This window comes from Streptomyces sp. NPDC057474 (assembly GCF_042802555.1).
Taxonomy (GTDB): Bacteria; Actinomycetota; Actinomycetes; order Streptomycetales; family Streptomycetaceae; genus Streptomyces.
In genome coordinates, this window is sequence record NZ_JBHVDX010000047.1 from 18,713 (window position 1) to 43,000 (window position 24,288).

Here is a 24,288-nt window from a genome sequence, read left to right on the forward strand (position 1 = left end):
CGGTCGTCTCGAGAAACCGGAGCGTGCTGATGTACGTGGTGAAGAGCCCGCTGTCCGAGGCCGATCTCAAGACCGTCTCCGAGGCGCTGCAGGGCGCCCTGGTCGATCTCGTCGACCTCTCCCTCGTGGCCAAGCAGATCCACTGGAACGTGGTCGGGCCACGCTTCCGCTCGGTCCATCTCCAGCTCGACGAGGTCGTGGACACCGCCCGGCTGCACTCCGACACGGTCGCCGAACGTGCCTCCACCCTCGGTGTCCCGCCGGACGGGCGGGCCGGGACGGTGGCCGGGAGCAGCGGTATCGGCAGCGTCCCGGACGGCTGGGTCAAGGACACGGACGCGGTGGGGACCCTGGTGGACGCCCTCGGCGCGGTGATCACCCGGATGCGGACGCGGGTGGAGAGCACCGCGGAGGCGGACCCGGTGAGCCAGGACATCTTCATCGGGATCACGGCGGATCTCGAGAAGCACCACTGGATGTTCCAGGCGGAGAACGGGTAGCGCGGCGGCGGATGCGTGCGGGTGTCGGCTTCCTTCCCGCGACCGGTGGGTGCGGCGGGGGCGTGAGGAGGGCGGTGAGCGGCTGCGGGGCGCATCGGGTGCCCTGTGGATGCGGTCCTCGTGAGGGGGCCGTGCGTCCCTGTGCCGGTGGTGCGCCCTCTCCGGCCGTGACGAGGGCCGTCTAGCGTCGTTCTGGGGGCCCGGAGGCCTTGGAGGTGGCGGCCATGCGAATAGTTCGCTGGGGGGCGGCTCTGGGGCTCGGCGCGCTGTGGTGGTGGGGTGTGCTGCGACTCGCGTTGGTGCCGGATGCCGGCGCGGTGGAGGGGGCGGTCGCGGCCGGCGGGTGGGGGCTGAGTCTCCTGCCTGTGCACTGCGTGCCGAAGGGGCGGGTGCTTGGGGAGGTCGGGGGGCGCTTTTGGGGGCGCGTCGGGGGGCGTGGGGGACGGCGGGGGCATGGGGGCGAGTGGGGGAGTGCGATCGACGGGGGAAGCGCGGTCGACCGGGGGGAGTGTGGTTGACCGGGCTGGGGCGGGCGGTCGGGGCGGTCCAGGGGTGCGCGGTGGGGGCCGTGGTCACCAGGGCATGGCCACCCCGCCGTTCGGGCGGAGGATCTGACCCGTCGTGAACGCCGAGGCGTCGGAGGCGAGGTGCAGCACGGCGTGCGCGATGTCGTCGGGCTCGCCGACCCGGCTCAGCGGTGACAGCCGGGCCATGAAGGACTCTGTCCGTGCCTGTGCCTCGCCGTCGTGGCGGTCGGTCATGGGCGTACGGATCCAGCCCGGCGCCACCGCGTTGACGCGGATGCCGTGCGGGCCGACTTCGGTCGCCAGGGTCTTCGTCAGCTGGACCACCGCCGCCTTGGTCACGCCGTAGCAGAGCAGCCCCGGGCCGCCGGTGTCGACGGCGCCGGAGGCCATGGTGACGATGCTGCCCCGTGTCTCGTCGGCGATCATCCGGCGGGCCGCTTCCTGGCAGGCGTGGAGCACGCCCTTGAAGTTGACGTTCCACACCCGCTCGAGATCCTCGTCCCGGGTCTCCAGCACCGGGCTGCTGTGCATGATCCCGGCGATCGCCGCCATCACATGGAGCCGCTCGCAGCAGGCCACCGCTCGCGCGAGCTGGGCACGGTCGGTGACGTCGAGGTGGTGGGTGTGGGCGGTGCCGTTCCCGGCCTTGATCAGGGTCGCCGTCTCGTGCAGGCCCTGCGCGTCGCGGTCCGCGCAGTGCACGGTGGCGCCCGCCTCGGCGAGCAGTACGGCCGACGCGCGGCCGATACCGCTGCCGGCGCCGGTGACGAACGCGGTGCGGCCGGTGAGGTCGTACGCCGGGATGGGCATGAGGCGACGGTACGAGTGTTTCTGACGGTCCGTCAATTGGGTGTGCGGCGTTGGACGCGGGGGTTCGGGCGGGGTGTTCTGGCGGTGCCCGGAGCCGGTGCCGGGCCCGGCTGGCAGGTGGGGCACCAGTAGGTGGGACGTTCGCGGGAGCCATCGCCCTGGTCGGCCGCGCGGACGGGGGTGTGGCAGTGCAGGCAGGGGCGGGGGGCTCGGCCGTACACGAAGAGGTCGTGGTGGCGGTGGCCTGTCGTGCTGCGGATCGGGCGGTCGCGGTTGGCTTCGAGGAGCTTCTTGGCGAGGGCGGGCAGCCGGGCGGCGAGATCCTCCGGGAGGGCGCCGACGGGGAGCCACGGGGTGACCCGGAGCAGGAAGCAGAGCTCGCTCTTGTAGACATTGCCGATACCGGCGAGGTTGCGCTGGTCCAGGAGCGCCTCGCCGAGGGGGCGGGCGGGGTCGCTCAGGAGGTTGGTGAGGGCGCGGTCGGGGTCCCAGTCCGGGCCGAGCAGGTCGGGGCCGAGGTGGCCCACGGCGCGGTGTTCGTCGGTCGTGCGGATCAACTCCAGTACGGGGAGGCGGTAGCCGACGGCCGTGCGGTCGATGTTGCCCAGGATCGCGCGGATCTGGTGCGCCGGGCCGCCTCGCCAGCGCTCGCTGTTGGCGTACACCTTCCAGGAGCCGTCCATCCGCAGATGGGAGTGCAGGGTCAGGCCGCCTTCGATGCGGGTGAGGAGGTGTTTGCCGCGGGGGGTCACGTCCAGGACGGTACGGCCCGTGAGGTCGGCCGTGGCGTATCTCGGTACGCGTAGGTCGGAACGGGTCAGAACCTTGCCGGCGAGGGCGGTGTGGAGTCGTCTCGCCGTTTGCCAGACGGTGTCACCTTCGGGCATGGGTCAAGGGTGGCACGGGTGAGGGGCCGGACGCCTTATGGCTCGGGGGCTCGGCCGGTTGGCCGGTGCGGGTTGTGGTGGCTGGTCGCGCGGTTCCCCGCGCGACTTACGGGGCCGGGGCCTTCGTGGCTCTTTGCTCAGTGATCACGAGTGGTCACGCTCGGATGCGTAGGCCGCGCGGGGTTGCGATGAAGCCCGCTGCTTCCAGGAGGGGGCCGTGGGGGGACGTGAGGGCGGAGGTGCCGTTCACGCGTTCCACTGTGACCGTGCCGAGGGAGCCTGCGCGTGCTGCTGCGGACAGGGCTTCGGCGGCCGGGAGGAGGCGGGGGTCGTCCATGGGTCTGGCGTCCGGGTCGGCGGGCCAGGCCAGCAGGGTCTTGCCGCCGCGCTCCATGTAGAGGGTCAGTTCACCGTCGACCAGGACGACCAGGGAGCCCGCCTTGCGGCCCGGTTTGTGTCCGGCTTCGGTGGGTGGTTCGGGCCAGGGGAGGGCGGCGCCGTAGGCGTTGGCGGGGTCGGCCGCAGCCAGGACGACGGCTCGGGGGGAGGGGGCGGGGCGGGTGCGGTGCGGGTCGCGGCCTGTTCGGCCGTAGGGCCCGGTTCGGCTGTACGGCCCGCCTTCGCCGTAGGGGCCGCTTTGGCTGTAGGAACCGTCTTGGTCGTACGCGCTGTGCTCGCCGGGGCTGCCGTCCGGGGCGGAGCCGAAGTCGGCCGGAGCGGCGAAGTCGACGGGGGTGAAGGGGGCGCCGGGCATGGGGGCACGTTCGGAGTCTGGGCTGTGGAGGGCGTGTCCGTCGGGGAAATCGACCCAGGGGGTCGGGCTTGAGGTCGGGGCCTGGGTTGCGGCGTGGCCTTCGGCGAAGCCGTTCGGGACGGGGCTGGGCAGGGGCTCGTTTCGTTCACGGGCGTTGGCCACCGCGCGTAGGCGGTCGACGGCGCCGTCCATCGCGAACTGCGCGGCTCCCAGGCCCTCGACGACGTAGCCGCGGCGGGCCTGGCCGCTTTCCTCGAAGACGGACAGGACGCGGTAGACGGCGGAGAACCCGCCTTCGACGCCTTCGGCGGCCACGGCGCCGCGGGTCACGACGCCGTGGCGGTCGAGAAGGGTGCGGGCCAGAGCGTGGGCGCGGACGGTGGGGTCGGGCTCGTGGACGGGGAGGAGGGACCAGCGGCCGGCGACCGTGGGTGGGCCCGTACGGGACTGGGGGCGTGCGGCGGCGGTCAGGGAGCCGTACCGGCCGCGCGGGACCGTGCGCTTGGCACGGTGGGCGGTGGAGCCCGCGGTGCGGCCCGATCCCAGGAGGGAGCGCATGGGGGTGAGAGTGTCGTTGGTGAGCCTGCCGGACCACACCAGATCCCAGACGGCGTCGGCCAGTTGAGGATCGGTGACGTCGGGGTGGGTGGTCGCGCGGACCTGGTCGGTGATCTGGCGGAAAAAGAGGCCGTAGCCGCCGTAGAGGGCGTCCAGGATCGACTGGTGGAGCGCGGTCAGCTCCAGGGGGTGCGGGGGCGGGAGGAGGAGCGGGGCCGTGTCCGCCAGATACAGCGAGACCCAGCCGTCCTTGCCCGGGAGGGCTCCGGCGCCCGCCCAGACGGCCTCGCCGGCCGCGGTGAGTTCGTCGAGCATCGCGGGGGTGTAGTTGGCGACCCGGGAGGGCAGGACCAGCTTCTCCAGGGCGGAGGCGGGGACGGAGGCGCCCTGCACCTGCTCGATCGCGCGCACCAGGCCGTCGATGCCGCGCAGTCCGTGGCCGCCGCCCACATGCTGCCATTGCGGCAGGAACTGGGCGAGCGCGGCGGGCGGCACCGGCTCCAGCTCGTGCCGCAGAGCTGCCAGCGAGCGGCGGCGCAGGCGGCGCAGCACGGCCGAGTCGCACCACTCCTGGCCGATGCCCGCCGGGTGGAACTCGCCCTGCACGACACGACCGTTCGCCGCCAGTCGATGGAGCGCCCCGTCCGTGACGGCCACACCCAGGCCGAAGCGGGCGGCGGCCGTGGCCGAGGTGAACGGGCCGTGCGTGCGCGCGTACCGGGCCAGGAGGTCGCCGAGGGGGTCCTTGACCGGCTCGGTGAAAGCCTCCGGGACACCGACCGGCAGGGCCGTGCCCAGTGCGTCACGCAGTCGGCCCGCGTCCTCGATCGCCGCCCAGTGGTCGGTGCCGGCGATCCGGACGCGGATGGCGCGGCGGGTCCCGGCCAGCTCTAGCGCCCACTGCGGCTCGGCGCCGCGCTTCGTCAACTCGGCGTCCGTGAGGGGGCCGAGGAGCCGGAGCAGGTCCGCGATGCCTTCGGCGTCCTTGACGCGGCGGTCCTCGGTGAGCCACTGGAGCTCCCGCTCCAACTCGGTCAGCACCTCGGCGTCGAGCAGTTCCCGCAGCTCCGCCTGGCCCAGCAGCTCGGCCAGCAGCCGGGAGTCCAGCGACAGGGCGGCGGCGCGGCGCTCGGCGAGCGGGGAGTCGCCCTCGTACAGGAACTGGGCGACGTAGCCGAAGAGGAGGGAGCGGGCGAACGGGGAGGGTTCCGGGGTGGTGACCTCGACGAGGCGGACCTTGCGGGACTCGATGTCGCCCATCAGCTCGGCGAGACCCGGGACGTCGAAGACGTCCTGGAGGCATTCACGGACCGCCTCCAGGACGATCGGGAACGAGCCGAACTCGCTGGCGACCTGCAGCAGTTGGGCCGCGCGCTGGCGCTGCTGCCACAAGGGCGTGCGCTTGCCCGGGCTGCGGCGGGGCAGCAGGAGCGCCCGGGCGGCGCATTCGCGGAAGCGGGACGCGAACAACGCCGAGCCGCCCACCTGGTCGGTGACGATCTGGTCGACCTCCCCCTTGTCGAAGGCGACGTCCGCCGCGCCGACCGGGGCCTGCTCGGCGTCGACCGCCGTGTTCAAGGGTGCGCCCGCCTTCATGGGCTCCTGGTCGAGCAGGTCCAGGCCCATCAGGTCGGCGTCGGGCAGGCGCAGCACGATGCCGTCGTCGGCGTGCATGACCTGGGCGTCCATGCCGTACCGCTCGGAGAGCTTCGCGCCGAGGGCGAGGGCCCAGGGAGCGTGGACCTGGGCTCCGAAGGGGGAGTGGACGACGACTCGCCAGTCGCCCAGCTCGTCGCGGAAGCGTTCGACGACGATGGTGCGGTCGTCGGGGACGTGGCCGCAGGCCTCGCGCTGTTCGGCCAGGTAGGAGAGCACATTGTCCGCGGCCCAGGCGTCGAGTCCGGCGGTCAGCAGGCGCAGCCGGGCGTCCGCCTGGGACAGGGAGCCCACTTCGCGCAGGAACGCGCCGACCGCGCGGCCCAGTTCGAGCGGGCGACCGAGCTGGTCGCCCTTCCAGAAGGGCAGGCGGCCCGGGACTCCCGGCGCGGGGGAGACCAGCACCCGGTCGCGCGTGATGTCCTCGATGCGCCAGGAGCTGGTGCCAAGGGTGAAGACGTCCCCGACACGGGACTCGTACACCATCTCCTCGTCGAGCTCGCCGACCCGGCCGCCGCCCTTCCTGGGGTCGGAGCCCACGAGGAAGACCCCGAAGAGGCCGCGGTCCGGGATCGTGCCTCCGGAGGTGACCGCCAGGCGCTGGGCGCCCGGTCGCCCTGTGATCGTGCCCGCGATCCGATCCCACACCACGCGCGGGCGCAGCTCCGCGAAGGCGTCGGACGGATAGCGGCCCGCGAGCATGTCGAGGACGGCCGTGAACGCGGACTCGGGGAGCGCGGCGAAGGGCGCGGCGCGGCGGACGGTGGCGAGGAGGTCGTCGAACTGCCAGGTGTCCATCGAGGTCATGGCGACGACCTGCTGCGCCAGGACGTCCAGGGGGTTGCCGGGGATCCTCAGGGACTCGATGGAGCCGCTGCGCATCCGCTCGGTGACCACGGCCGACTGGACCAGGTCGCCGCGGTACTTGGGGAAGACCACGCCTGTGGAGACCGCGCCCACCTGGTGTCCCGCGCGGCCCACGCGCTGCAGGCCGGAGGCGACCGAGGGCGGTGACTCCACCTGGATGACGAGATCCACCGCGCCCATGTCGATGCCCAGTTCGAGGCTGGAGGTGGCGACCACGGCGGGCAGCCGGCCCGCCTTCAGATCCTCCTCGACCAAAGCGCGCTGCTCCTTGGAGACCGAGCCGTGGTGGGCCCGGGCGAGGACCGGGGGCGCTCCCTGGGCCGCGCCCGAGCCGCCCATCAGCTCCGCCGGGCCGTGGTGCTCGTCCAGGGGCTCACCGGTGGCCCGCTCGTACGCGATCTCGTTGAGCCGGTTGCACAGTCGCTCGGCGAGGCGGCGGGAGTTGGCGAACACGATCGTGGAGCGGTGGGCCTGGACGAGGTCGGCGATCCGCTCCTCGACGTGCGGCCAGATCGACGGCCGTTCCGCGCCCTCGTTGCCGTCGGCGACCGGGGAGCCGCCCAGCTCGCCCAGATCCTCGACCGGGACGACCACCGAGAGGTCGAACTCCTTGCCGGACGGAGGCTGGACGATCTCCACCCGGCGGCGCGGGGAGAGATAGCGCGCGACCTCGTCGACGGGGCGCACGGTGGCGGACAGGCCGATCCGGCGCGCCGGCCTGGGCAGCAGCTCGTCGAGCCGCTCCAGGGAGAGCGCCAGATGGGCGCCGCGTTTGGTGCCCGCGACGGCGTGCACCTCGTCCAGGATCACCGTCTCCACGCCCGTCAGCGCGTCGCGCGTCGCCGACGTCAGCATCAGGAACAGCGACTCGGGGGTGGTGATCAGGATGTCCGGCGGACGCGTGGACAGGGCCCGGCGCTCGGCGGCCGGGGTGTCCCCGGAGCGGATGCCCACCTTCAGCTCGGGCTCGGGCAACCCCAGGCGCACCGATTCCTGCCGGATACCGGTCAGCGGACTGCGCAGGTTCCGCTCCACGTCCACCGCGAGTGCCTTCAGCGGTGACACGTACAGCACCCGGCAACGCTTCCTCGGGTCGGCCGGGGGCGGGCTCGACGTCAGTTGGTCCAGCGCGGCGAGGAACGCGGCCAGTGTCTTGCCGGAGCCGGTCGGGGCGACCACCAGCACGTCCGAGCCCTCGCCGATCGCCCGCCACGCCCCGGCCTGGGCCGCGGTGGGCGCGGAGAAGGCCCCCGCGAACCAGCCGCGGGTCGCGGGGGAGAAGCCGTCGAGGGCTCGATCTGCGGAGCTGACCATGCCCCCATCCTGCACCCGACCACTGACAATGGCCCGGACCTGCGGAAACGGCTCGGACCGGGGAGGCCGGGGAGGTCGGGAGGTGGGGGAGGCAGGGCGGGCTTCGCTGCTCGTTGCTGTGCTGTGGGGTGAGTGGCCTGCTCGAGTCGCCGCGCGGCGTGCGCGGTGCCTGTGACCGCGCATGCCTCGCCCTCGGGCACGGGTCCCGCCCCTCCGGACAGTCCGCGACGCAGAATGGGGGCATGGCGGGTTCGGCGGAGCGGGCGAGGCACTGGCAGTACGCGGAGCTGCCTGGCGTCGACCGGGCCGCTGCCCCAGCGTGCCGTCCGCACGGCCGGAGCCCCCGTCGCGGCACGCGCGCGTGCCGCGCTCGACGCGCGGATGGCCGACCAGCCGACCCTGGAGCGGCTCGCCGCCGACCTCGGCACCAGCCCCTTCGCCCTCTTGCGGGCCTTCCGCACGGCCTACGGCATGCCGCCGCACACCTGGCTGACCGACGCCCGCGTCCGCCGGGCACGGAGCCTGCTCGACGCGGGCACGCCTCCCGCTGATGCGGCCGTCGCCGTCGGCTTCACGGACCAGCCTCATCGCAACCGCCACTTCAGCCGGATCGTCGGCGTGCCTCCGGGCGCGTACCAGCGGGAACGCATGGTGTCCTGGTGGCTGCGTCGGCTGCTCCAATCGTCCTCTGGGCGGAGGGGCGCCGCAGGGCCGGTGGCCGACCGGGGAGCCGCCGGAGGAGCGAAGGCCGACCCGAGGATCAGCAGGACGGCGGGACAGGACGGCCCACAGGGCGAGGACGGCCAACAGCGGGATCGGCGGAACGACCGGCGGGACGACCGGCGGGACGACCGGCAAAGAGAGGGCCGATGAACGTCTGGGCCGCGCGATCGTCGTCACCGCCGTCGGATGCTACGCCGTCAAGCTCATCGGCCTCCTGGTCCCCGAGGGCGTTTCGGAACGACCGATCGTCCAGCGCCTCGCCGCCCTGCTGCCCGTGGCACTCCTCGCCGCCCTCACGGCCCAGCAGACCTTCGCCGACGGGCACGACCCAGTACTGGACGCGAGGACCGCAGGGCTGGCCGCAGCGGCCGTAGCCCTGCTCCTCCGTGCCCCCTTCCTGCTCGTCGTGGCCGCGGCGGTGATCGTGACGGCGGGGGTGCGGGCGATGACGGGATGACGGCTGACGCGGCTGCTGTGCGGCACGCGCGCGTGGGCGCGTGCCTGGACCCGCGTTCGTACGACACACGCGCGCGTGCACCCTGTCTGTGACGCACGCGCGCGTGCCGGTCGACCGGCCTCAGCCGATCGACCGGCCGTACGCCCGCAACGTACGCAGTGCCTCGATCGTCACGATCGGGCGGCTCTCCATGGCGGTGCTCGGGGCCCACTGGCGCCAGCGGATCGGCCAGCCGCCGTCCTCCGTCTGTTCGCTCGTCAGGAAGTCCAGGGAACGGGACATCTCCTCGTCGGTGAACCACGTGCGCGCGAGGGAATCCGGGGTGTGTGCGAAGTCGTGCGGGTAGTGGTGCTCGCCCGGTGCGTAACCGGCGGACACCGGGTAGTCGTTCGGCCGCTCCGGATCCAGCGTGGCGAGCCGGTGTTCGCGCACCAGGCGGCCGAGTCGGTCGGCGGCTGCCCGGGCGCGCGGGCGGTCGGGCACGGACTCCAGGAACGCCACGGCGGCGTGGACCTCGTAGGGGTGCGACTTCTCCAGGGACTCGACCGCCTGCCAACAGAAGTCGGTGGCCCGGAACAGCCACGCGTGCCACACCTGGTTGCGGTGCAACAGGCCCACCACGGGCCCGGTGGCCAGCAGATCACTGGGCGGGTCGTCGACGATCGGCACGAACGGGGCCGCCGGGTAGCCGCGCTGGGCGGGGTGCACCGCGGGGAGGGCGCCGTCCGGGGTCGACACGGCGGTCAGATAGCGGCACACGCGCTCCACCCGCTGTCCGCCGCAGCGCCCGATCGAGTCCAGGACCCGCAGCGCGTGCCCGGTGTGCAGCGGCTGGCTCACGGGCCCGCGCAGATCGGGTTCGAGCGCGTGGCCGTACCCCTCGTCGGCGTTGCGGTAGGCGGACAACGCGGTCTCCACCGGGTCGGCGCCCCCGTCCAGGAAGTGGTACGCGAAGCGGCGCTGCTCCAGCACACGCGCGGTCAGCCAGACGAACTGTTCGGCGCGAGCCAGCGGGGTGCGCGCCGGGGACGACGAGGGGAGTGGGGATGCTCCGGTTTCGGCCATGGCTCCGACCGTAGGGCGGAAAGCGGTATCGGCAAGCCGTCCCGGCCAGGCCCACCCCCTGGGGCGGGATACTGGAGTCATGCGGTTGACGGTCTTCTGGCAGCGGATGGCGGATCACTTCGGTGAGGGGTACGCCGACACCTTCGCGCGCGATCATGTGATGTCCGACCTCGGCGGGCGCACGGTGCACGAGGCGCTGGACGCCGGCTGGGAGGCCAAGGACGTGTGGCGCGTGGTGTGCGCGACCATGGGCGTTCCGGCCGAAAACCGCTGAAAAACCACGGACTTCACCAGGCGGACGCCGGTCGTTGGACCGGAAGATCCGGGGGCGGCGACTGATTGTCGGTGGCGTGGGCGAGACTTGGCCCGTGGCCCCCACAGACGAGACCGCGCAGTACGAGCACCAGGCGTCCCCGTTCGGCACGACACCACCCACCGGCCCCCCGGCCGGCCCGGGGCCCGGTGCCGCGCCGAGTGGCCGCATGCCCCGCTGGCTGCCGCGCGCGATGGTGCTGGCACTCTCCCTCGTCGCCGTCTTCCAGTTGGGCAGCTGGGCGTTCCACCAACTCATCGGGCTGCTGACCAACATCCTCATCGCGTTCTTCCTGGCGCTCGCGATCGAGCCCGCGGTGAGCTGGATGGCCTCGAAGGGACTGCGCAGGGGCTTCGCCACCTTCCTGGTCTTCCTGATCACGCTGGTCGGGGCCGCCGGGTTCGTCACCCTGCTCGGTTCGATGCTCGCCGGCCAGATCATCAAGATGGTCGAGGATTTCCCGGCGTACCTCGACTCCGTCATCAGCTGGATCAACACGAGCTTCCACACCGAGCTCAAGCGCGTCGACATCCAGGAGGGGCTGCTCCGCTCCGACTGGCTGCAGAAGTACGTCCAGAACAGCGCCACCGGCGTCCTCGACGTCTCCACGCAGGTGCTGGGCGGTCTCTTCCAACTGCTGACGATCGCGCTGTTCTCGTTCTACTTCGCCGCCGACGGCCCACGGCTGCGGCGCGCGCTGTGCTCCGTACTGCCGCCCGCCAAGCAGGCCGAGGTGCTGCGCGCGTGGGAGATAGCCGTCGACAAGACCGGTGGCTATCTGTACTCACGCGGCCTGATGGCGCTGATCTCCGGCGCCGCGCACTACGTCCTGTTGGAGTACCTCGACGTGCCCTACGCGCCCGCGCTCGCGGTCTGGGTCGGTCTGGTCTCGCAGTTCATCCCCACGATCGGCACCTATCTCGCGGGTGCCCTGCCGATGCTGATCGCCTTCACGGTCAACCCGTGGTATGCGCTGTGGGTCCTCGTCTTCGTGGTCATCTACCAGCAGTTCGAGAACTACGTGCTGCAGCCCAAGCTGACCGCCAAGACCGTGGACATCCACCCGGCCGTCGCCTTCGGATCGGTCATCGCGGGCACCGCGCTCCTCGGCGCCGTGGGCGCGCTCATCGCCATCCCCGCCATCGCCACCCTGCAGGCCTTCCTCGGGGCGTACGTGAAGCGGTACGACGTGACGGACGACCCCCGGGTGCACGGCCACCGCAGACGCGGCACGGGCAACCTCCTCGCCCGCCTGCGGAGGCGGTCGCACCGGAGAGCGGAGGAGGACGGGACCGGCGGCGACGTCCTTACGCGCGTGCGCAGGCGGCTGGAGGAGAAGCTGGACCAGAAGCGGGGCACGAGACAGCCGGCGGACGACTCCGCGAACGCACGGCGGGACGACGACACCGCGCGCCGGGACACGGAGGTCGAGGGCGGGCCCGGCACTGAGAACAGCGCGGGGCCCGAGAACGGCGCGGGGCCCGAGAACGGCGCGGGCCCCGAGAACGGCGCGGGCCCCGAGAACGGCGCGGGCCCCGAGAACGGCGCGGGCCCCGAGAGCGGCGCGGGCCCCGAGAGCGGCGCCGGGCCCGAGGACGGCACCCCGTAGGACTGCTGTCGCCGTAGCCCTCCACCCGGTGCCGAGCTCCTTCATCGGCCGCCGCCTCCGCGTCCACCCGCTCTCCCGGAAGTCTTCCGGGTGCCGAGTGGTGCGCTTGACACTAAAATCGAACATCCATTCTTATGGAGACTTCGGTGAGGCCCTCGGCGGGAGTTCGGCAGGGTTTTCGTGGAGAAGTGCCCGAGTTATCCACAGGCCGGGCGGGCGTCGGGGCCCATTGTCAGTGGCAGGCGTTAGCGTCTTTCACGTGAAGCGATCGACTCAAGCAAACCGGGTGGAACCCATGGCAGGAACCGACCGCGAGAAGGCGCTGGACGCCGCGCTCGCACAGATTGAACGGCAGTTCGGCAAGGGCGCGGTGATGCGTCTCGGCGAGCGGCCGAACGAGCCCATCGAGGTCATCCCCACCGGGTCGACCGCACTCGACGTCGCCCTCGGCGTCGGCGGCCTGCCGCGTGGCCGAGTGGTGGAGGTGTACGGCCCGGAGTCCTCCGGCAAGACGACCCTGACCCTGCACGCCGTGGCGAACGCGCAGAAGGCCGGGGGCCAGGTGGCCTTCGTGGACGCCGAGCACGCCCTCGACCCCGAGTACGCGAAGAAGCTCGGTGTCGACATCGACAACCTCATCCTGTCGCAGCCGGACAACGGCGAGCAGGCCCTGGAGATCGTGGACATGCTGGTCCGCTCCGGCGCCCTCGACCTCATCGTCATCGACTCCGTCGCCGCGCTCGTCCCGCGCGCGGAGATCGAGGGCGAGATGGGCGACAGCCACGTGGGTCTGCAGGCCCGTCTGATGAGTCAGGCCCTGCGGAAGATCACCAGCGCGCTCAACCAGTCCAAGACCACCGCGATCTTCATCAACCAGCTCCGCGAGAAGATCGGCGTGATGTTCGGCTCCCCGGAGACCACGACCGGTGGCCGCGCGCTGAAGTTCTACGCCTCGGTGCGACTCGACATCCGCCGCATCGAGACACTGAAGGACGGCACCGACGCCGTCGGCAACCGCACCCGTGTCAAGGTCGTCAAGAACAAGGTCGCGCCGCCTTTCAAGCAGGCCGAGTTCGACATCCTCTACGGGCAGGGCATCAGCCGCGAGGGCGGCCTGATCGACATGGGCGTGGAGAACGGCTTCGTCCGCAAGGCCGGTGCCTGGTACACGTACGAGGGCGACCAGCTCGGCCAGGGCAAGGAGAACGCCCGTAACTTCCTGAAGGACAACCCCGACCTCGCCAACGAGATCGAGAAGAAGATCAAGGAGAAGCTGGGCGTCGGCGTCCGGCCCGAAGAGCCCACCGCCGAGCCGGGTGTGGACGCGGCGGTCTCGGCCACGCCCGTGGACGACGCCGCGAAGACGGGGCCCGCGTCGGCTGTCAAGGCTCCCAAGACCAAGGCCGCAACGGCGAAGAGCTAAGTCCGTGACGCGCAGAACGGACTGGGGCGAGTACGCATACCCCAGTGCCCCCGAGAGCCGGGGGCGCGGGGGTACCGGCGGGGGTGTCGGGGGATCCGCCGCGGACGGGTACGGGTTCGGACCGTACGACGACACGCCGTCGTACGGCACGGACGGGCCCCCTGACGGTGAGTCCTGCGACGACCCGTACGACGGTGACGGCGAGGGTTACGCCGGTCGGCGGGAGGACGGCTCGCGCTCCGGTGCGGGCTCGGCCGTCGGCACACGTCGGCGTGGTGGCGGTGCCTCGCGTGGTGCGAGCGGCGACGCGCGTGGCGGACGCGGCGGCCTGGGCGGTCGGCGGCGTGGCTTCGGGGAATCGGGCGACGGCTCGGACGACGGGGGTCCACAGGACGGGGGTTCGTCTTTCTCGTCGAGGGCCGAGAAAGGGGAGTCCTCAGGGGACCCGGCTGAGCGGGCGCGCGCGATCTGCCTGCGCCTGCTCACCGGGACCCCGCGCACCCGCAAACAACTCGCGGACGCCCTGCACAAACGCGAGATCCCCGAGGACGTGGCGGACGAGGTGCTGTCGCGGTTCGAGGAGGTCGGGCTGATCAACGACAGCGCGTTCGCGGACGCCTGGGTGGAGTCCCGGCACCACGGCCGGGGCCTGGCCCGGCGAGCCCTCGCCCGGGAACTGCGTACCAAGGGCGTCGACTCGGCACTGATCGACGAGGCCGTCTCCCAGCTCGGCTCCGAGCAGGAGGAGACCACCGCGCGCGAGCTCGTCGCCCGCAAGCTGCGTTCCACCCGCGGCCTCGACCGAGACAAACGCCTCCGCCGCCTCGCGGGCATGCTCGCCCGCAAGGGCTACCCCGAGGGCATGGCCCTCCGAGTGGTCCGGCAGGCACTGGAGGAAGAGGGGGAGGACACGGAGGGGTTGGTGGACGAGGGGTACTGAGCCGAGGGGGAACGAACGAGGGGTGTTTAGCGCGGGGCGCCGGGATCCTGGCGGGTGATGGCGCCCGAGGGCTGCGGTTCGGGGGCGGGGACAGGAACGAGAACGACCCGGCTGCGTCCGAACGGCGTTCACCGCGAGCCTGCCCGTGTGCCAAGCCCTTCGGACCGTTCAGGCCGTTTCGGGCCCGGGGCTCACTGCCAGTCGGCCGGGCGCTCGACGTGCTCCAGGCGCAGCACCTGTCCCGTGCGGCTGTAGCGGCGGATGCGGGGGAGGGGCGGGTAGTAGGCGTGGACGGAGATCGCGTGCTCCTCGGCGGACTCGTTGAGCACCTCGTGGACGTGGTGGCGTCCGAAGGAGCGGCCCTTGCCGGCGGACAACTGCCGCTCGCGGTCGACGCCTTCGGTGAGCTCGAGGGTCTTCCAGCCGTCGGTGGGCAGCCGGGCGGCGAGCGAATACTCCTTGAGTTCGCCCGCGGCGGTGACGAATGCGCCCACCGAGTCGGCGTGGTCGTGCCAGCCGGTCCCGGTGCCGGGCGGCCAGCCGATGAGCCAGGCCTCGCTGCCGCCGGGGCCTTCGAGGCGCACCCAGGTGCGGCCCTCGGGATCGAGCGGGAGCGAGGCGATCAGCTCGGCGTCGACGGCAGCCCGGCGCGCGAAGTCGAACAGTTCCGCCTGCGTGGGGGCGGATACGGCCGGAGCGGAGGCGGGGGGAACAACGGGGGACACAGACACGGGTACCGTCCTGAAGTACGTTCGCTCGGGAGCGCGCGGCGGCACACATGCGGCGCGCGCGGATGAAGAGGGATGCGAATTCAGCAGGACGGACGACACACGCAGCCCGCATAGCGGACGAGGTCCATATGGACCCTCCGCCACAGGCGCGTCGAGGTGTCGGTCACGGTCCGGAGTAGACCATGACAGCGCGGAGCGGTCAACTGACCGTCACAATGTGGACACACAGCGACGGTCGCTCCGACAGGCTCGGGCGCTTCACCGTGAACTAGCGGCCGCCCCGGAGGTCTCGCTCTGCTGCTTCGCCCCGCCCAGCGTCGCCTCGGCCGCCGCGTACAGGTCGGCCGGGCGTACGCCGGTCAGGGCGGTGACGAGGTAGCCGTCGGGGCGGATGAGGAGGACGGTATGGGCGCCCGCGCCCGGGTAGGTCTCGGCGACCAGCAGCTCGGCGTGGTGCGGCAGGGCGGAGACGGCGGCGGCGAGGCGCGGCATGAGCCCGGCGCTCATCCAGTGCTTGCGTTCCCATACCCCGGTACCCGGCGCGATCAGCACCACCAGCAGTGCCCCGCGCCCGAGCCGGTCCCGGAGTGGTACGAAGGAGCCGTCCTCCGCGGTCACCTCCACATCCACGACCTGGGTGCCCAGCGGTGTGTCGACCGGAGTCTCCGCGGCGGCGCGCGGAGGCATGAGCGGGGAGTCGGAGTACGCCCCCGGCGCACCCAGTGCCCCGCGCCCCAGGTATCCGTCCGCGAGGAGCGCGTCGTGGCCACGGGACGAGCCGGGGACGTACGACCGCAGGCCCTTGCCGCCGCGCAGCAGGGGCAGCACCTGGTCGGCGGCGCGCAGCCGGGCGGCGACGACCGCGCGCCGCTCCGCCTGGTAGCTGTCGAGCAGGGCCTCGTGCGGGCCGTGGTGCCAGGCCAGGGCCAGTTTCCAGGCGAGGTTGTCGGCGTCCCGCAGCCCCTCGTCGAGGCCCTGGGTGCCGAGTGCCCCGAGCAGGTGCGCGGCGTCCCCGGCAAGGAAGACCCGGCCGACCCGCCACCGCCGGGCGAGCCGGTGGTGCACGGTGTGGACGCCGGTGTCCAGCAGGTCGTACGGCGGTGTGGAGCCCCCCGTCCAGCCGGCGAGGGTCTCCCGTACGCGGGCCACGAGGAGTTCGGGCGTCACGAGGTCCTTGCCCGGCGGCAGGAGCCAGTCCAGGCGCCAGACACCCTCGTCCAGCGGCCGCGCGGTGATCTCCCCGCCGGATGGGCCCGACGTGCGCCACGGCGGCATGCGGTGCAGCAACGCTTCGCCTGGCCAGGGGAGTTCGGCGCGAATCGCCGCGACCGCGTGCCGTTCCACCGCCGTACGGCCGGGGAAGCGGATGTCCTGCAGTTTGCGGACCGTCGACCGCGGGCCGTCGCAGCCCACGAGGTAACTGCCCCGCCACCAGGTGCTCTTGGGGCCGCGGGTGTGGGCCGTGACGCCGGACTTCTCCTGCTCGATCGCGTCGAGCCGGCTCTCCACGGCGACCTTGACGAGCCGTTCGCCCGCGATGGCCTCGCGCAGGGCGGCGGTCAGGACGTGCTGGGCGATGTGGAGCGGGGGGAGGTCGGCGGAGCCCTCGACGACATCCTCCGGGCCGCCGCGGGCGCCCTTCGAGCCCTCCCGTGGCGGGACGTCCGTCTCGTCGAAGTCGGCCTCCCCGAACCGGACCTGACGCATCACCTGCTTGCGCCGCATCGACCGCCATCCGGCCCAGCGGCAGCCGGCCCGGGAGAGCGGGACGCCGGACAACCGTTCCAGCAGCGCGGCCGTGTCCTCGTGCAGAACCACCGTCCGCGCGAGCCGCTGCTCGTCCTTCCCCGGCCCCTCGTCGAGGACCACGGACGGCACCTCCTGCCGCGCCAGCGCAAGGGCGAGCGTGAGCCCCACGGGCCCCGCGCCGACGATGATCACCGGGTCCACGGCGCGACGCCCCCTGCCCGACGTGACGTCCCGGCGGACGTGGGTGAACAGGAAGTTGGAGCAGGGTGCACGATCACAGAACGTATGCAACCCATTGCCGGTGCTTGCGTCAAGTGACGGAGGGCAGTGGCGATCATGCCACTGCCCTCCGGGGACCGAATCGGGGGACACCCAGGGCGGATGTCACCTGATCGATCGTCAGGTGTCCTTCTTGTCGATGTAGGTGCCGAGGCCGGGCAGTCCGCCACCCTCCCCGCCGGTGGCCGTCGTGCCTCCGACCGCCGCAGCGGGGATGACCGCTCCGGTCGACTTCTTGCCCCGCCGCAGCCGCTGCTCCAGCCAGCTCGCGAAGCTGGTGATGATGAAGTTCAGGACGATGTAGATGATCGCCACCACGACGAAACTGGGGATGACGTTGGCGTAGAACGCGGCGAGCGTCGCACGCCCGTTGAGCAGTTCGGTGAACCCGATCATCACGCCGCCGAGCGCGGTGTCCTTCACGATGACCACGAGCTGGCTGACGATGGCCGGCAGCATCACCGTGACGGCCTGCGGCAGCAGAATGGTGGACATCGTCTGGCCCTTGCGCAGTCCGATCGCCTGGGCGGCCTCCGTCTGGCCCTTGGGGAGGGCGAGGATGCCGGCGCGCACGACCTCGGCGAGCACCGAGGCGTTGTAGAGCACCAGGCCGGTGACGACCGCGTAGAGCTGCCGTTGCTCGGTGGTGACGTCCGTCGAGCGAGCGAAGAGCTCGTTGGCGAACAGCATCAGCAGCAGGACGGGGATGGCACGGAAGAACTCGACCACCGCACCGGCCGGGATGCGGACCCACCGGTGGTCGGAGAGACGCGCGATGCCGAAGAGCGCACCGAGGGGAAGGGCGATCACGATGGAGAACGCCATGGCCTTGAGCGTGTTGGCGAGACCGGGCAGCAGATACGTCGTCCAGGCCTCGGAGGTGAAGAACGGCTTCCAGAGCTTCCACTCCAGCTGGTTCTTGGTGTCCAGCGCCCGCCAGAGCCACCACGCGAGGAGGGCCATCAGGACAAGGAAGACCACCGTGAGGATCACATTGCGCCGCTTGGCCCGGGGGCCGGGGGCGTCGTAGAGAACGGAACTCATCGCTTCACCGCCAGTCGCTTGCTCAGCCAGCCGAGGATCAGGCCGGTGGGCAGGGTCAGAACCACGAACCCGAAGGCGAAGATCGCGCCGATCAGCAGGGTCTGCGCCTCCTTCTCGATCATGCCCTTCATGAGATAGGCGGCCTCAGCCACACCGATCGCGGCGGCCACGGTCGTGTTCTTCGTGAGCGCGATCAGTACGTTGGCCAGCGGTCCGATGACCGCGCGGAACGCCTGCGGCAGCACGATGAGGCTGAGGACCTGCGTGAAGCTCAGTCCGATGGCGCGGGCCGCCTCGGCTTGGCCGACGGGCACGGTGTTGATGCCGGAGCGCAGCGCCTCGCAGACGAACGCCGCGGTGTAGGCCACGAAACCGAGAATGGCGAGCCGGAAGGCCTGTAGCTTGACGTCGCCGCCCGCACCCATCGTCACCCGGAAGATGTCGGCGAGGCCGAGCGAGGTGAAGACGATGATGACGGTCAGCGGGATGTTCCGCACGACGTTCACATAGACGGCGCCGAAGCCGCGCATCAGGGGTACGGGGCTCACGCGCATGGCCGCGAGCAGCGTCCCCCAGATCAGGGAGCCGATGGCTGAGAAGACGGTGAGCTTGACCGTCATCCAGAACGCACCCAAGAAGGTTGGGTCGTTGTAGTTTGAAAGGAAGTCGAACACTGTCTCCCGCGCTTCCGGGTGTGTGGCGTACGAGGCAGGCGACGCACCGCGCCGCCGCCTCTACCGCACTGTGCGGCGGGCGGCGGCGCGACTACGAGGACCGCGCTGGGTGCGGATACCCGCTTACTTGACGATGTCGCCGATCTTCGGGGCAGGCTCGTTCTTGTAGTCGGCAGGGCCGAAGTTCTCCTTGACCGCGGTCTCCCAGGCGCCGTCGCTGACCATCTTCTCCAGGGCGGCGTTGATCTTGTCCACGGTCGCGGAGTCGCCCTTCTTGACGCCGATGCCGTAGTTCTCGTTGCTGAGCTTCAGGCCCGCGAGCTTGAACTGACCCTTGTAGTTCTCCTGCGAGGCGAAGCCCGCGAGGATCGAGTCGTCGGTGGTGACCGCGTCCACGGCGCCGCTCTGCAGACCGGCGATGCACTCCGAGTAGCCGCCGTACTCCTTCAGCTGAGCCTTCGGAGCGATGTCCTTCTTGACGTTCTCGGCCGAGGTGGAGCCGGTCACCGAGCAGAGGGTCTTGCCGTTGAGGTCCGTGCCCTTGCTGATGTCCGAGTCAGCCTTCACCAGCAGGTCCTGGTGGGCCAGCAGGTACGGGCCGGCGAAGTCGACCTTGGCCTGACGCTCTTCGTTGATCGAGTAGGTGGCCGCGATGAACTTGACGTCGCCGCGGGCCAGCGCGTTCTCACGGTCGGCGCTCTTGGTCTCGACGAACTCGATCTGCTTGGGCTCGTAGCCGAGCTCCTTGGCCACGTACGTCGCCACGTCGACGTCGAAGCCGGAGAAGGAACCGTCGGGGTTCTTCAGGCCGAGACCTGGCTGGTCGTACTTGATGCCGATCTTGATCTTGTCGCCGCCACCGGAACCGGAGCCCGAGCCGCTCTCGTTGCTGCTGCTGTCGTCGCCACCACAGGCGGTGGCGGTCAGGGCGAGGACGAGGGCGGTGGCCGCTGCGGCGGAGACCTTGCGAAGCTTCATGGTGAACATCCTTTGGCTGATGAAGAGATGCGGACCGTCATGGTGCGGGTGCCGGGGGCCGTGATCGGCGTCGGCAGGGCCGTCAGTGGTGCAGGATCTTCGACAGGAAGTCCTTGGCCCGGTCGCTGCGGGGGTTGCTGAAGAACTGGTCCGGCACAGCCTCTTCGACGATGCGGCCGTCGGCCATGAACACCACCCGATTGGCTGCCGAACGGGCGAAGCCCATCTCGTGGGTGACCACGACCATGGTCATGCCCTCCCGGGCGAGCTGCTGCATGACTTCCAGGACCTCGTTGATCATCTCGGGGTCGAGCGCCGAGGTCGGCTCGTCGAAGAGCATGACCTTGGGGTCCATGGCCAGTGCCCGCGCGATCGCGACACGCTGCTGCTGACCGCCCGAGAGCTGCGCGGGGTACTTGTCCGCCTGGGTGCTCACGCCGACCCGGTCCAGCAGGCTCCGGGCCTTCTCCTCGGCCTTCTTCTTGTCGGCCTTGCGGACCTTGAGCTGCCCCAGCATCACGTTCTCGAGCACGGTCTTGTGCGCGAAGAGATTGAACGACTGGAACACCATGCCGACGTCCGCTCGCAGTCGTGCAAGCGCCTTGCCCTCCGCGGGCAGCGGCTTGCCGTCGAGCAGGATGTCGCCGGAGTCGATCGACTCCAGCCGGTTGATGGTGCGGCACAGGGTGGACTTACCGGACCCGGAGGGTCCGATCACCACGACGACCTCGCCCCTGGTGATCGTCAGATCGATGTCCTGGAGTACGTGCAACGCGCCGAAGTGCTTGTTGACGCTCTTCAGGACGACCAGGTCCTCGGTCGCGGGCACCGCGTCCTTGACCACCGAAACTTCGGTCATCGCTTTGTGGCTCCGTCCTCCTCGGTTTCGGAGGACAGTAGTGACCGGCGACGACCAGCGTCATTACATCTGAGCGAGAATTGAGCATAACGATCTGGTAGCCGGACGGACACTGCACGTGACGGGCCCGCGCGGGGCGTTTCGGCTGGGTAACGGAACCCGCTCGGAACCCGTACGGCCTTGACGGCGTCCCCACTCATCAGTGTGACTGCGAATGCGTCGATGTGCGCGTGCCCGAGATGCGAATCCGCGTAATGTGTGCCAGCCGAGACGCACAAATGACCGAAACGCGATACGGACCGAGCTGGAAGGGGCCGGATATGAGGCTGCTCCTCGTCGAGGACGACAACCATGTCGCCGCCGCCCTCTCCGCGGTCCTGGCCCGGCACGGCTTCGACGTCACGCACGCCCGCAGCGGTGAGGAGGCGCTCCAGGCGCTCGTCCCGGAGGGGAACGGCTTCGGGGTCGTCCTGCTCGACCTCGGCCTGCCCGACCAGGACGGTTACGAGGTCTGCGGCAAGATCCGCAAGCGCACCAGCACCCCGGTGATCATGGTGACGGCCCGTGCCGACGTACGCTCCCGGATCCACGGCCTCAACCTCGGCGCCGACGACTACGTGGTCAAGCCGTACGACACCGGCGAGCTCCTCGCCCGTATCCACGCCGTCGCCCGCCGCCGGGCCCCCGACGAGGCCGCGGCTCCCGGCGACAGCGGGCTGCGCCTCGGGTCCGTGCTCATCGAGCTGCCCACCCGCCAGGTCAGCGTGGACGGCTCGGTCGTCCAGCTGACCCGCAAGGAGTTCGATCTGCTCGCGCTGCTGGCCCAGCGGCCCGGGGTGGTCTTCCGCCGGGAACAGATCATCAGCGAGGTGTGGCGGACCAGTTGGGAAGGGACCGGCCGCACCCTAGAGGTGCATGTCGCATCCCTGCGGTCCAAGCTGCGGATGCCCGCCCTGATCGAGACGGTGCGCGGGGTCGGCTACCGGCTGGTCGCCCCGACGCCGTAGCGTGCCCGCGTGCGCACTCGTCTTCTTCCGCTGCTCATCGTCCTGATGGCCGCCGTGCTGCTGGCCCTCGGCATCCCGCTCGCGGTGAGTCTCGCGGCGGCGCGGCAACAGGAGGTCGTCGTCGACCGCATCGACGACACGGCGCGCTTCGCGGCCCTCGCCCAGTTCGTCACCGAACGCCCGAGCGGCTCCCGCGTGGAGACCACGGACGGCCGCGGTGAGACCCTGCAGCGGGAGCTGGAGCAGTACTTCAGCGTGTACGGCATCAAGGCCGGCGTCTTCTACCGGGAGAAGGACCGGTCGGCGATGGCCAACGCCCCCCACGACTGGGGCAGACCCACCGAGGGCGAGGGGCTCGACGCCTTCGACGAGGCGCTGCTGGGGCGCCGTCCGCACGACCCGAAACAGGTGTGGCCCTGGCAGGAGGGCCGGCTCGTCGTCGCGTCCCCGGTCATCCACGACGGTGACGTCGTCGCCGCCGTCGTCACCGACTCGCCCACCGACCAGATGCGCTCGAAGATCCTGCGCGGCTGGCTGATCATCGGCGCGGGCGAGATCGCGGCGATGCTCCTCGCCGTCGGCGCCGCACTGCGACTGACGGGCTGGGTCCTCAAGCCCGTACGCGTTCTCGACTTCACCACCCACGCCATCGCCTCCGGACGCCACAAGTCGCGGGTCGCGGTGGCCAGCGGCCCGCCCGAACTCCGGCGCCTGGCACGGTCGTTCAACGAGATGGCCGACAACGTCGAGGACGTCCTGGAACAGCAGCGCGCCTTCGTCGCCGACGCCTCGCATCAACTCCGCAACCCGCTCGCCGCGTTGCTGCTCCGCATCGACCTGCTCGCGCTCGAACTGCCCGAGGGCAACCAGGAGATCGCCTCCGTCCGCACCGAGGGCAAGCGCCTCGCCTCGGTCCTCGACGACCTGCTCGACCTGGCGCTCGCCGAGCACGCGGAGTCCGATCTGCGGCTCATAGACGTGGGCGAGCTGACGGCCGAGCGCGTCGCGTCCTGGTCGCCGCTGGCCGACGACAAGGGCGTGACGCTGGCCGGCGTCTGCCCGGCCACCACTGCCTGGGCCGACCCCATCGCCCTGTCCAGTGCCTTGGACGCGGTGATCGACAACGCGTTGAAGTTCACGCCCGCGGGAGAGACCGTCGAGGTCCGGGTCGCCTCGAACGGCGAGAACTCCACGGTCGTCGTCACCGACGGCGGGCCCGGCCTCAGCGACGAGGAACTGGAACGCGTCGGCGACCGCTTCTGGCGCAGCACCGCGCACCAGAACATCAAGGGCTCGGGCCTCGGACTCTCCATCTCCCGGGCGCTGATCGCGGCGGGCGGCGGCTCCATCTCGTACGCCCACCACGAGCCGCACGGGCTGCGGGTGACGGTGACGGTGCCCCGGTCGCGTCCGCCGGCCTGAGAGGGGCCTTCCAGGGGCCTACGGGACCCGGAGGGCGTCTCCCCGCACCGCTGGGCCGTCGTACCCGAACCGCCGGGCTACGGCTTCACCGACAGGTAGTACGCCGCCGCGCCCTTGTGCAGCGGCAGCGGGTCCGTGTAGATGGCGGTGCGAAGGTCCACGACCTGGGCCGCGTGGACGTGTTCGCCGATGTTGTCCCGGCTCTTCAGGACGACGCGGGTCAGCCACTCGGTGAGCCGGGGGTCCAGGTCCTCGCGGGTGATGAGCAGGTTCGCCACGGTGAGGGTGGGCACGGAGCCGGTGAGGATGGCCGGGTAGGCGTCGGCGGGCATCACGGACGTCCGGTAGTGGCTGAAGACGCCGCCCTGGTCGTGCAGCTTCGTCACCAGGTCGCTGCGGATCGGGACGAACCGGAAGTCGTACTTCTCCTTCTCCGCGAGATCGGTCAGCCCTTTCGTGGGCAGTCCGCCCGACCAGAAGAAGGCGTCGATCTTTCCGGTACGGAGGGCGGCGGGACTCGTGCCGATGGTGTCCCGCCGCGCGTCGATGTCCTTGTCGATGTCCAGGCCGTCCGCTGCCAGCAGGCGTTCGGCTATCAGCCGTACCCCGGAGCCCTCGGGCCCGACGGCGACCCGCTTGCCCTTCAGTTCCGAGACGTTCTGGATGGTCGAGTCGGCGGGGACGACCAGCTGCACGTAGTCGTCGTACAAGCGTGCGACGCCGCGCAGCTTGTCGGCACCGGGCTGGTCCTCGTCGATGTACGTCTGCACGGCGTCGGCCGCGGCGATGGCGAAGTCGGCCTGGCCGGTGGCCACGCGGCGGACGTTCGTCTGGGAGCCGTTGCTCGGCATGAGCTGGACCCCCAGACCCGGCATGTCCCCGGCGATCGCGTTCCGCAGCCGGCTGCCGTACTCCTGGTAGACGCCCCGCTCGGCTCCTGTGGTCAGCGTGATCGCCCCGCTGGGGGGCTCTTCGCTCGGCCACAGCCACCACGCGAGCAGCCCGAGGACCACCAGCGAAGCCACCGAGCCCAGCAGCGCGTGCCGCCTGCCGATGCGTGGGAGTACCTGGACCATGCGACGAGATCCTGCCAGGTCACCGGACGGGCGGCCAGGGTCGGACCCATCCGGTGCGAGGCTGTG

19 protein-coding genes and 2 pseudogenes are annotated in these 24,288 nt (G+C 71.2%); 9 read left to right on the top strand and 12 right to left on the bottom strand.

The features are described 5' to 3' along the window. Positions 1-29 precede the first annotated feature (29 nt). Positions 30-500, top strand: a complete 471-nt coding sequence (locus ACFU53_RS16375; protein ID WP_383991921.1) for a Dps family protein — start codon at positions 30-32, stop codon at positions 498-500. 572 nt (positions 501-1,072) lie between these two features. Here the strand turns inward: ACFU53_RS16375 and ACFU53_RS16380 are convergent. The 3 genes from ACFU53_RS16380 to ACFU53_RS16390 form a co-directional block, all read right to left on the bottom strand. Beyond that, complete coding sequence (locus ACFU53_RS16380) at positions 1,073-1,837, bottom strand: SDR family NAD(P)-dependent oxidoreductase (RefSeq protein WP_383991862.1); 765 nt, start codon at positions 1,835-1,837, stop codon at positions 1,073-1,075. A gap of 32 nt (positions 1,838-1,869) precedes the next feature. Further along, positions 1,870-2,724: an Fpg/Nei family DNA glycosylase gene (locus ACFU53_RS16385; RefSeq protein WP_383991865.1), complete on the bottom strand. Its 855-nt coding sequence runs from the start codon at positions 2,722-2,724 to the stop codon at positions 1,870-1,872. A 154-nt stretch (positions 2,725-2,878) separates the two neighbouring features. Further along, positions 2,879-7,873 (bottom strand): ATP-dependent helicase, encoded by a 4,995-nt coding sequence (locus tag ACFU53_RS16390; RefSeq protein ID WP_383991868.1) that lies wholly within the window; start codon positions 7,871-7,873, stop codon positions 2,879-2,881. Between the two features lie 303 nt (positions 7,874-8,176). Here ACFU53_RS16390 and ACFU53_RS16395 point away from each other — a divergent pair. Continuing rightward, positions 8,177-8,746, top strand: a pseudogene (locus ACFU53_RS16395) (helix-turn-helix transcriptional regulator); the annotation flags it as partial. Beyond that, a pseudogene (locus tag ACFU53_RS16400) lies at positions 8,743-9,053 on the top strand (AzlD domain-containing protein). The pseudogenes ACFU53_RS16395 and ACFU53_RS16400, both read left to right, overlap by 4 nt. 120 nt (positions 9,054-9,173) lie before the next feature. Here ACFU53_RS16400 and ACFU53_RS16405 read toward each other — a convergent pair. Continuing rightward, positions 9,174-10,118, bottom strand: coding sequence for a hypothetical protein (locus ACFU53_RS16405; protein ID WP_383991871.1), 945 nt, complete (start codon positions 10,116-10,118; stop codon positions 9,174-9,176). A gap of 79 nt (positions 10,119-10,197) precedes the next feature. Between ACFU53_RS16405 and ACFU53_RS16410 the strand changes: the two genes are divergently transcribed. From ACFU53_RS16410 to recX, 4 genes are all read left to right on the top strand, one after another. Beyond that, positions 10,198-10,392 (top strand): DUF3046 domain-containing protein, encoded by a 195-nt coding sequence (locus tag ACFU53_RS16410; RefSeq protein ID WP_383991874.1) that lies wholly within the window; start codon positions 10,198-10,200, stop codon positions 10,390-10,392. Positions 10,393-10,600: 208 nt separating this feature from the next. Continuing rightward, on the top strand, positions 10,601-12,040 hold the full coding sequence (locus tag ACFU53_RS16415) for an AI-2E family transporter (RefSeq protein ID WP_383991924.1): 1,440 nt from the start codon (positions 10,601-10,603) through the stop codon (positions 12,038-12,040). Positions 12,041-12,335: 295 nt separating this feature from the next. Continuing rightward, positions 12,336-13,463, top strand: coding sequence for a recombinase RecA (gene recA, locus ACFU53_RS16420; protein ID WP_383991877.1), 1,128 nt, complete (start codon positions 12,336-12,338; stop codon positions 13,461-13,463). Between the two features lie 4 nt (positions 13,464-13,467). Next, positions 13,468-14,403, top strand: a complete 936-nt coding sequence (gene recX, locus ACFU53_RS16425) for a recombination regulator RecX (protein WP_383991880.1) — start codon at positions 13,468-13,470, stop codon at positions 14,401-14,403. Positions 14,404-14,594: 191 nt separating this feature from the next. Here recX and ACFU53_RS16430 read toward each other — a convergent pair whose 3' ends face one another. The 7 genes from ACFU53_RS16430 to ACFU53_RS16460 form a co-directional block, all read right to left on the bottom strand. Then, on the bottom strand, positions 14,595-15,134 hold the full coding sequence (locus ACFU53_RS16430) for a cysteine dioxygenase (protein WP_383991882.1): 540 nt from the start codon (positions 15,132-15,134) through the stop codon (positions 14,595-14,597). Between the two features lie 80 nt (positions 15,135-15,214). Further along, positions 15,215-15,262 carry a hypothetical protein gene (locus ACFU53_RS16435; RefSeq protein WP_309506048.1) on the bottom strand — a complete coding sequence of 16 codons (48 nt, stop codon included), beginning with the start codon at positions 15,260-15,262 and terminating at the stop codon, positions 15,215-15,217. A 130-nt stretch (positions 15,263-15,392) separates the two neighbouring features. Then, positions 15,393-17,084: an FAD-dependent monooxygenase gene (locus tag ACFU53_RS16440; protein ID WP_383991885.1), complete on the bottom strand. Its 1,692-nt coding sequence runs from the start codon at positions 17,082-17,084 to the stop codon at positions 15,393-15,395. 198 nt (positions 17,085-17,282) lie between these two features. Then, entirely contained in the window at positions 17,283-18,206 is a 924-nt protein-coding gene (locus ACFU53_RS16445) for an amino acid ABC transporter permease (RefSeq protein WP_383991888.1), read from the bottom strand. After that, a complete protein-coding gene (locus ACFU53_RS16450; protein WP_383991891.1) occupies positions 18,203-18,880 on the bottom strand; it encodes an amino acid ABC transporter permease in 678 nt (225 codons plus the stop codon). The genes ACFU53_RS16445 and ACFU53_RS16450 overlap by 4 nt, the downstream gene beginning before the upstream one ends. Positions 18,881-19,003: 123 nt before the next feature. Then, entirely contained in the window at positions 19,004-19,858 is an 855-nt protein-coding gene (locus ACFU53_RS16455; protein WP_383991894.1) for a glutamate ABC transporter substrate-binding protein, read from the bottom strand. A gap of 82 nt (positions 19,859-19,940) precedes the next feature. After that, a complete protein-coding gene (locus ACFU53_RS16460) occupies positions 19,941-20,717 on the bottom strand; it encodes an amino acid ABC transporter ATP-binding protein (RefSeq protein WP_383991897.1) in 777 nt (258 codons plus the stop codon). 320 nt (positions 20,718-21,037) lie between these two features. Between ACFU53_RS16460 and ACFU53_RS16465 the strand changes: the two genes are divergently transcribed. Then, positions 21,038-21,724: a response regulator transcription factor gene (locus ACFU53_RS16465; protein ID WP_037700951.1), complete on the top strand. Its 687-nt coding sequence runs from the start codon at positions 21,038-21,040 to the stop codon at positions 21,722-21,724. A gap of 9 nt (positions 21,725-21,733) precedes the next feature. Then, a complete protein-coding gene (locus ACFU53_RS16470; RefSeq protein WP_383991900.1) occupies positions 21,734-23,146 on the top strand; it encodes an ATP-binding protein in 1,413 nt (470 codons plus the stop codon). Positions 23,147-23,223: 77 nt separating this feature from the next. Here ACFU53_RS16470 and ACFU53_RS16475 read toward each other — a convergent pair whose 3' ends face one another. Further along, positions 23,224-24,222, bottom strand: a complete 999-nt coding sequence (locus ACFU53_RS16475) for a TAXI family TRAP transporter solute-binding subunit (protein WP_383991903.1) — start codon at positions 24,220-24,222, stop codon at positions 23,224-23,226. Between the last annotated feature and the right edge of the window lie 66 nt (positions 24,223-24,288).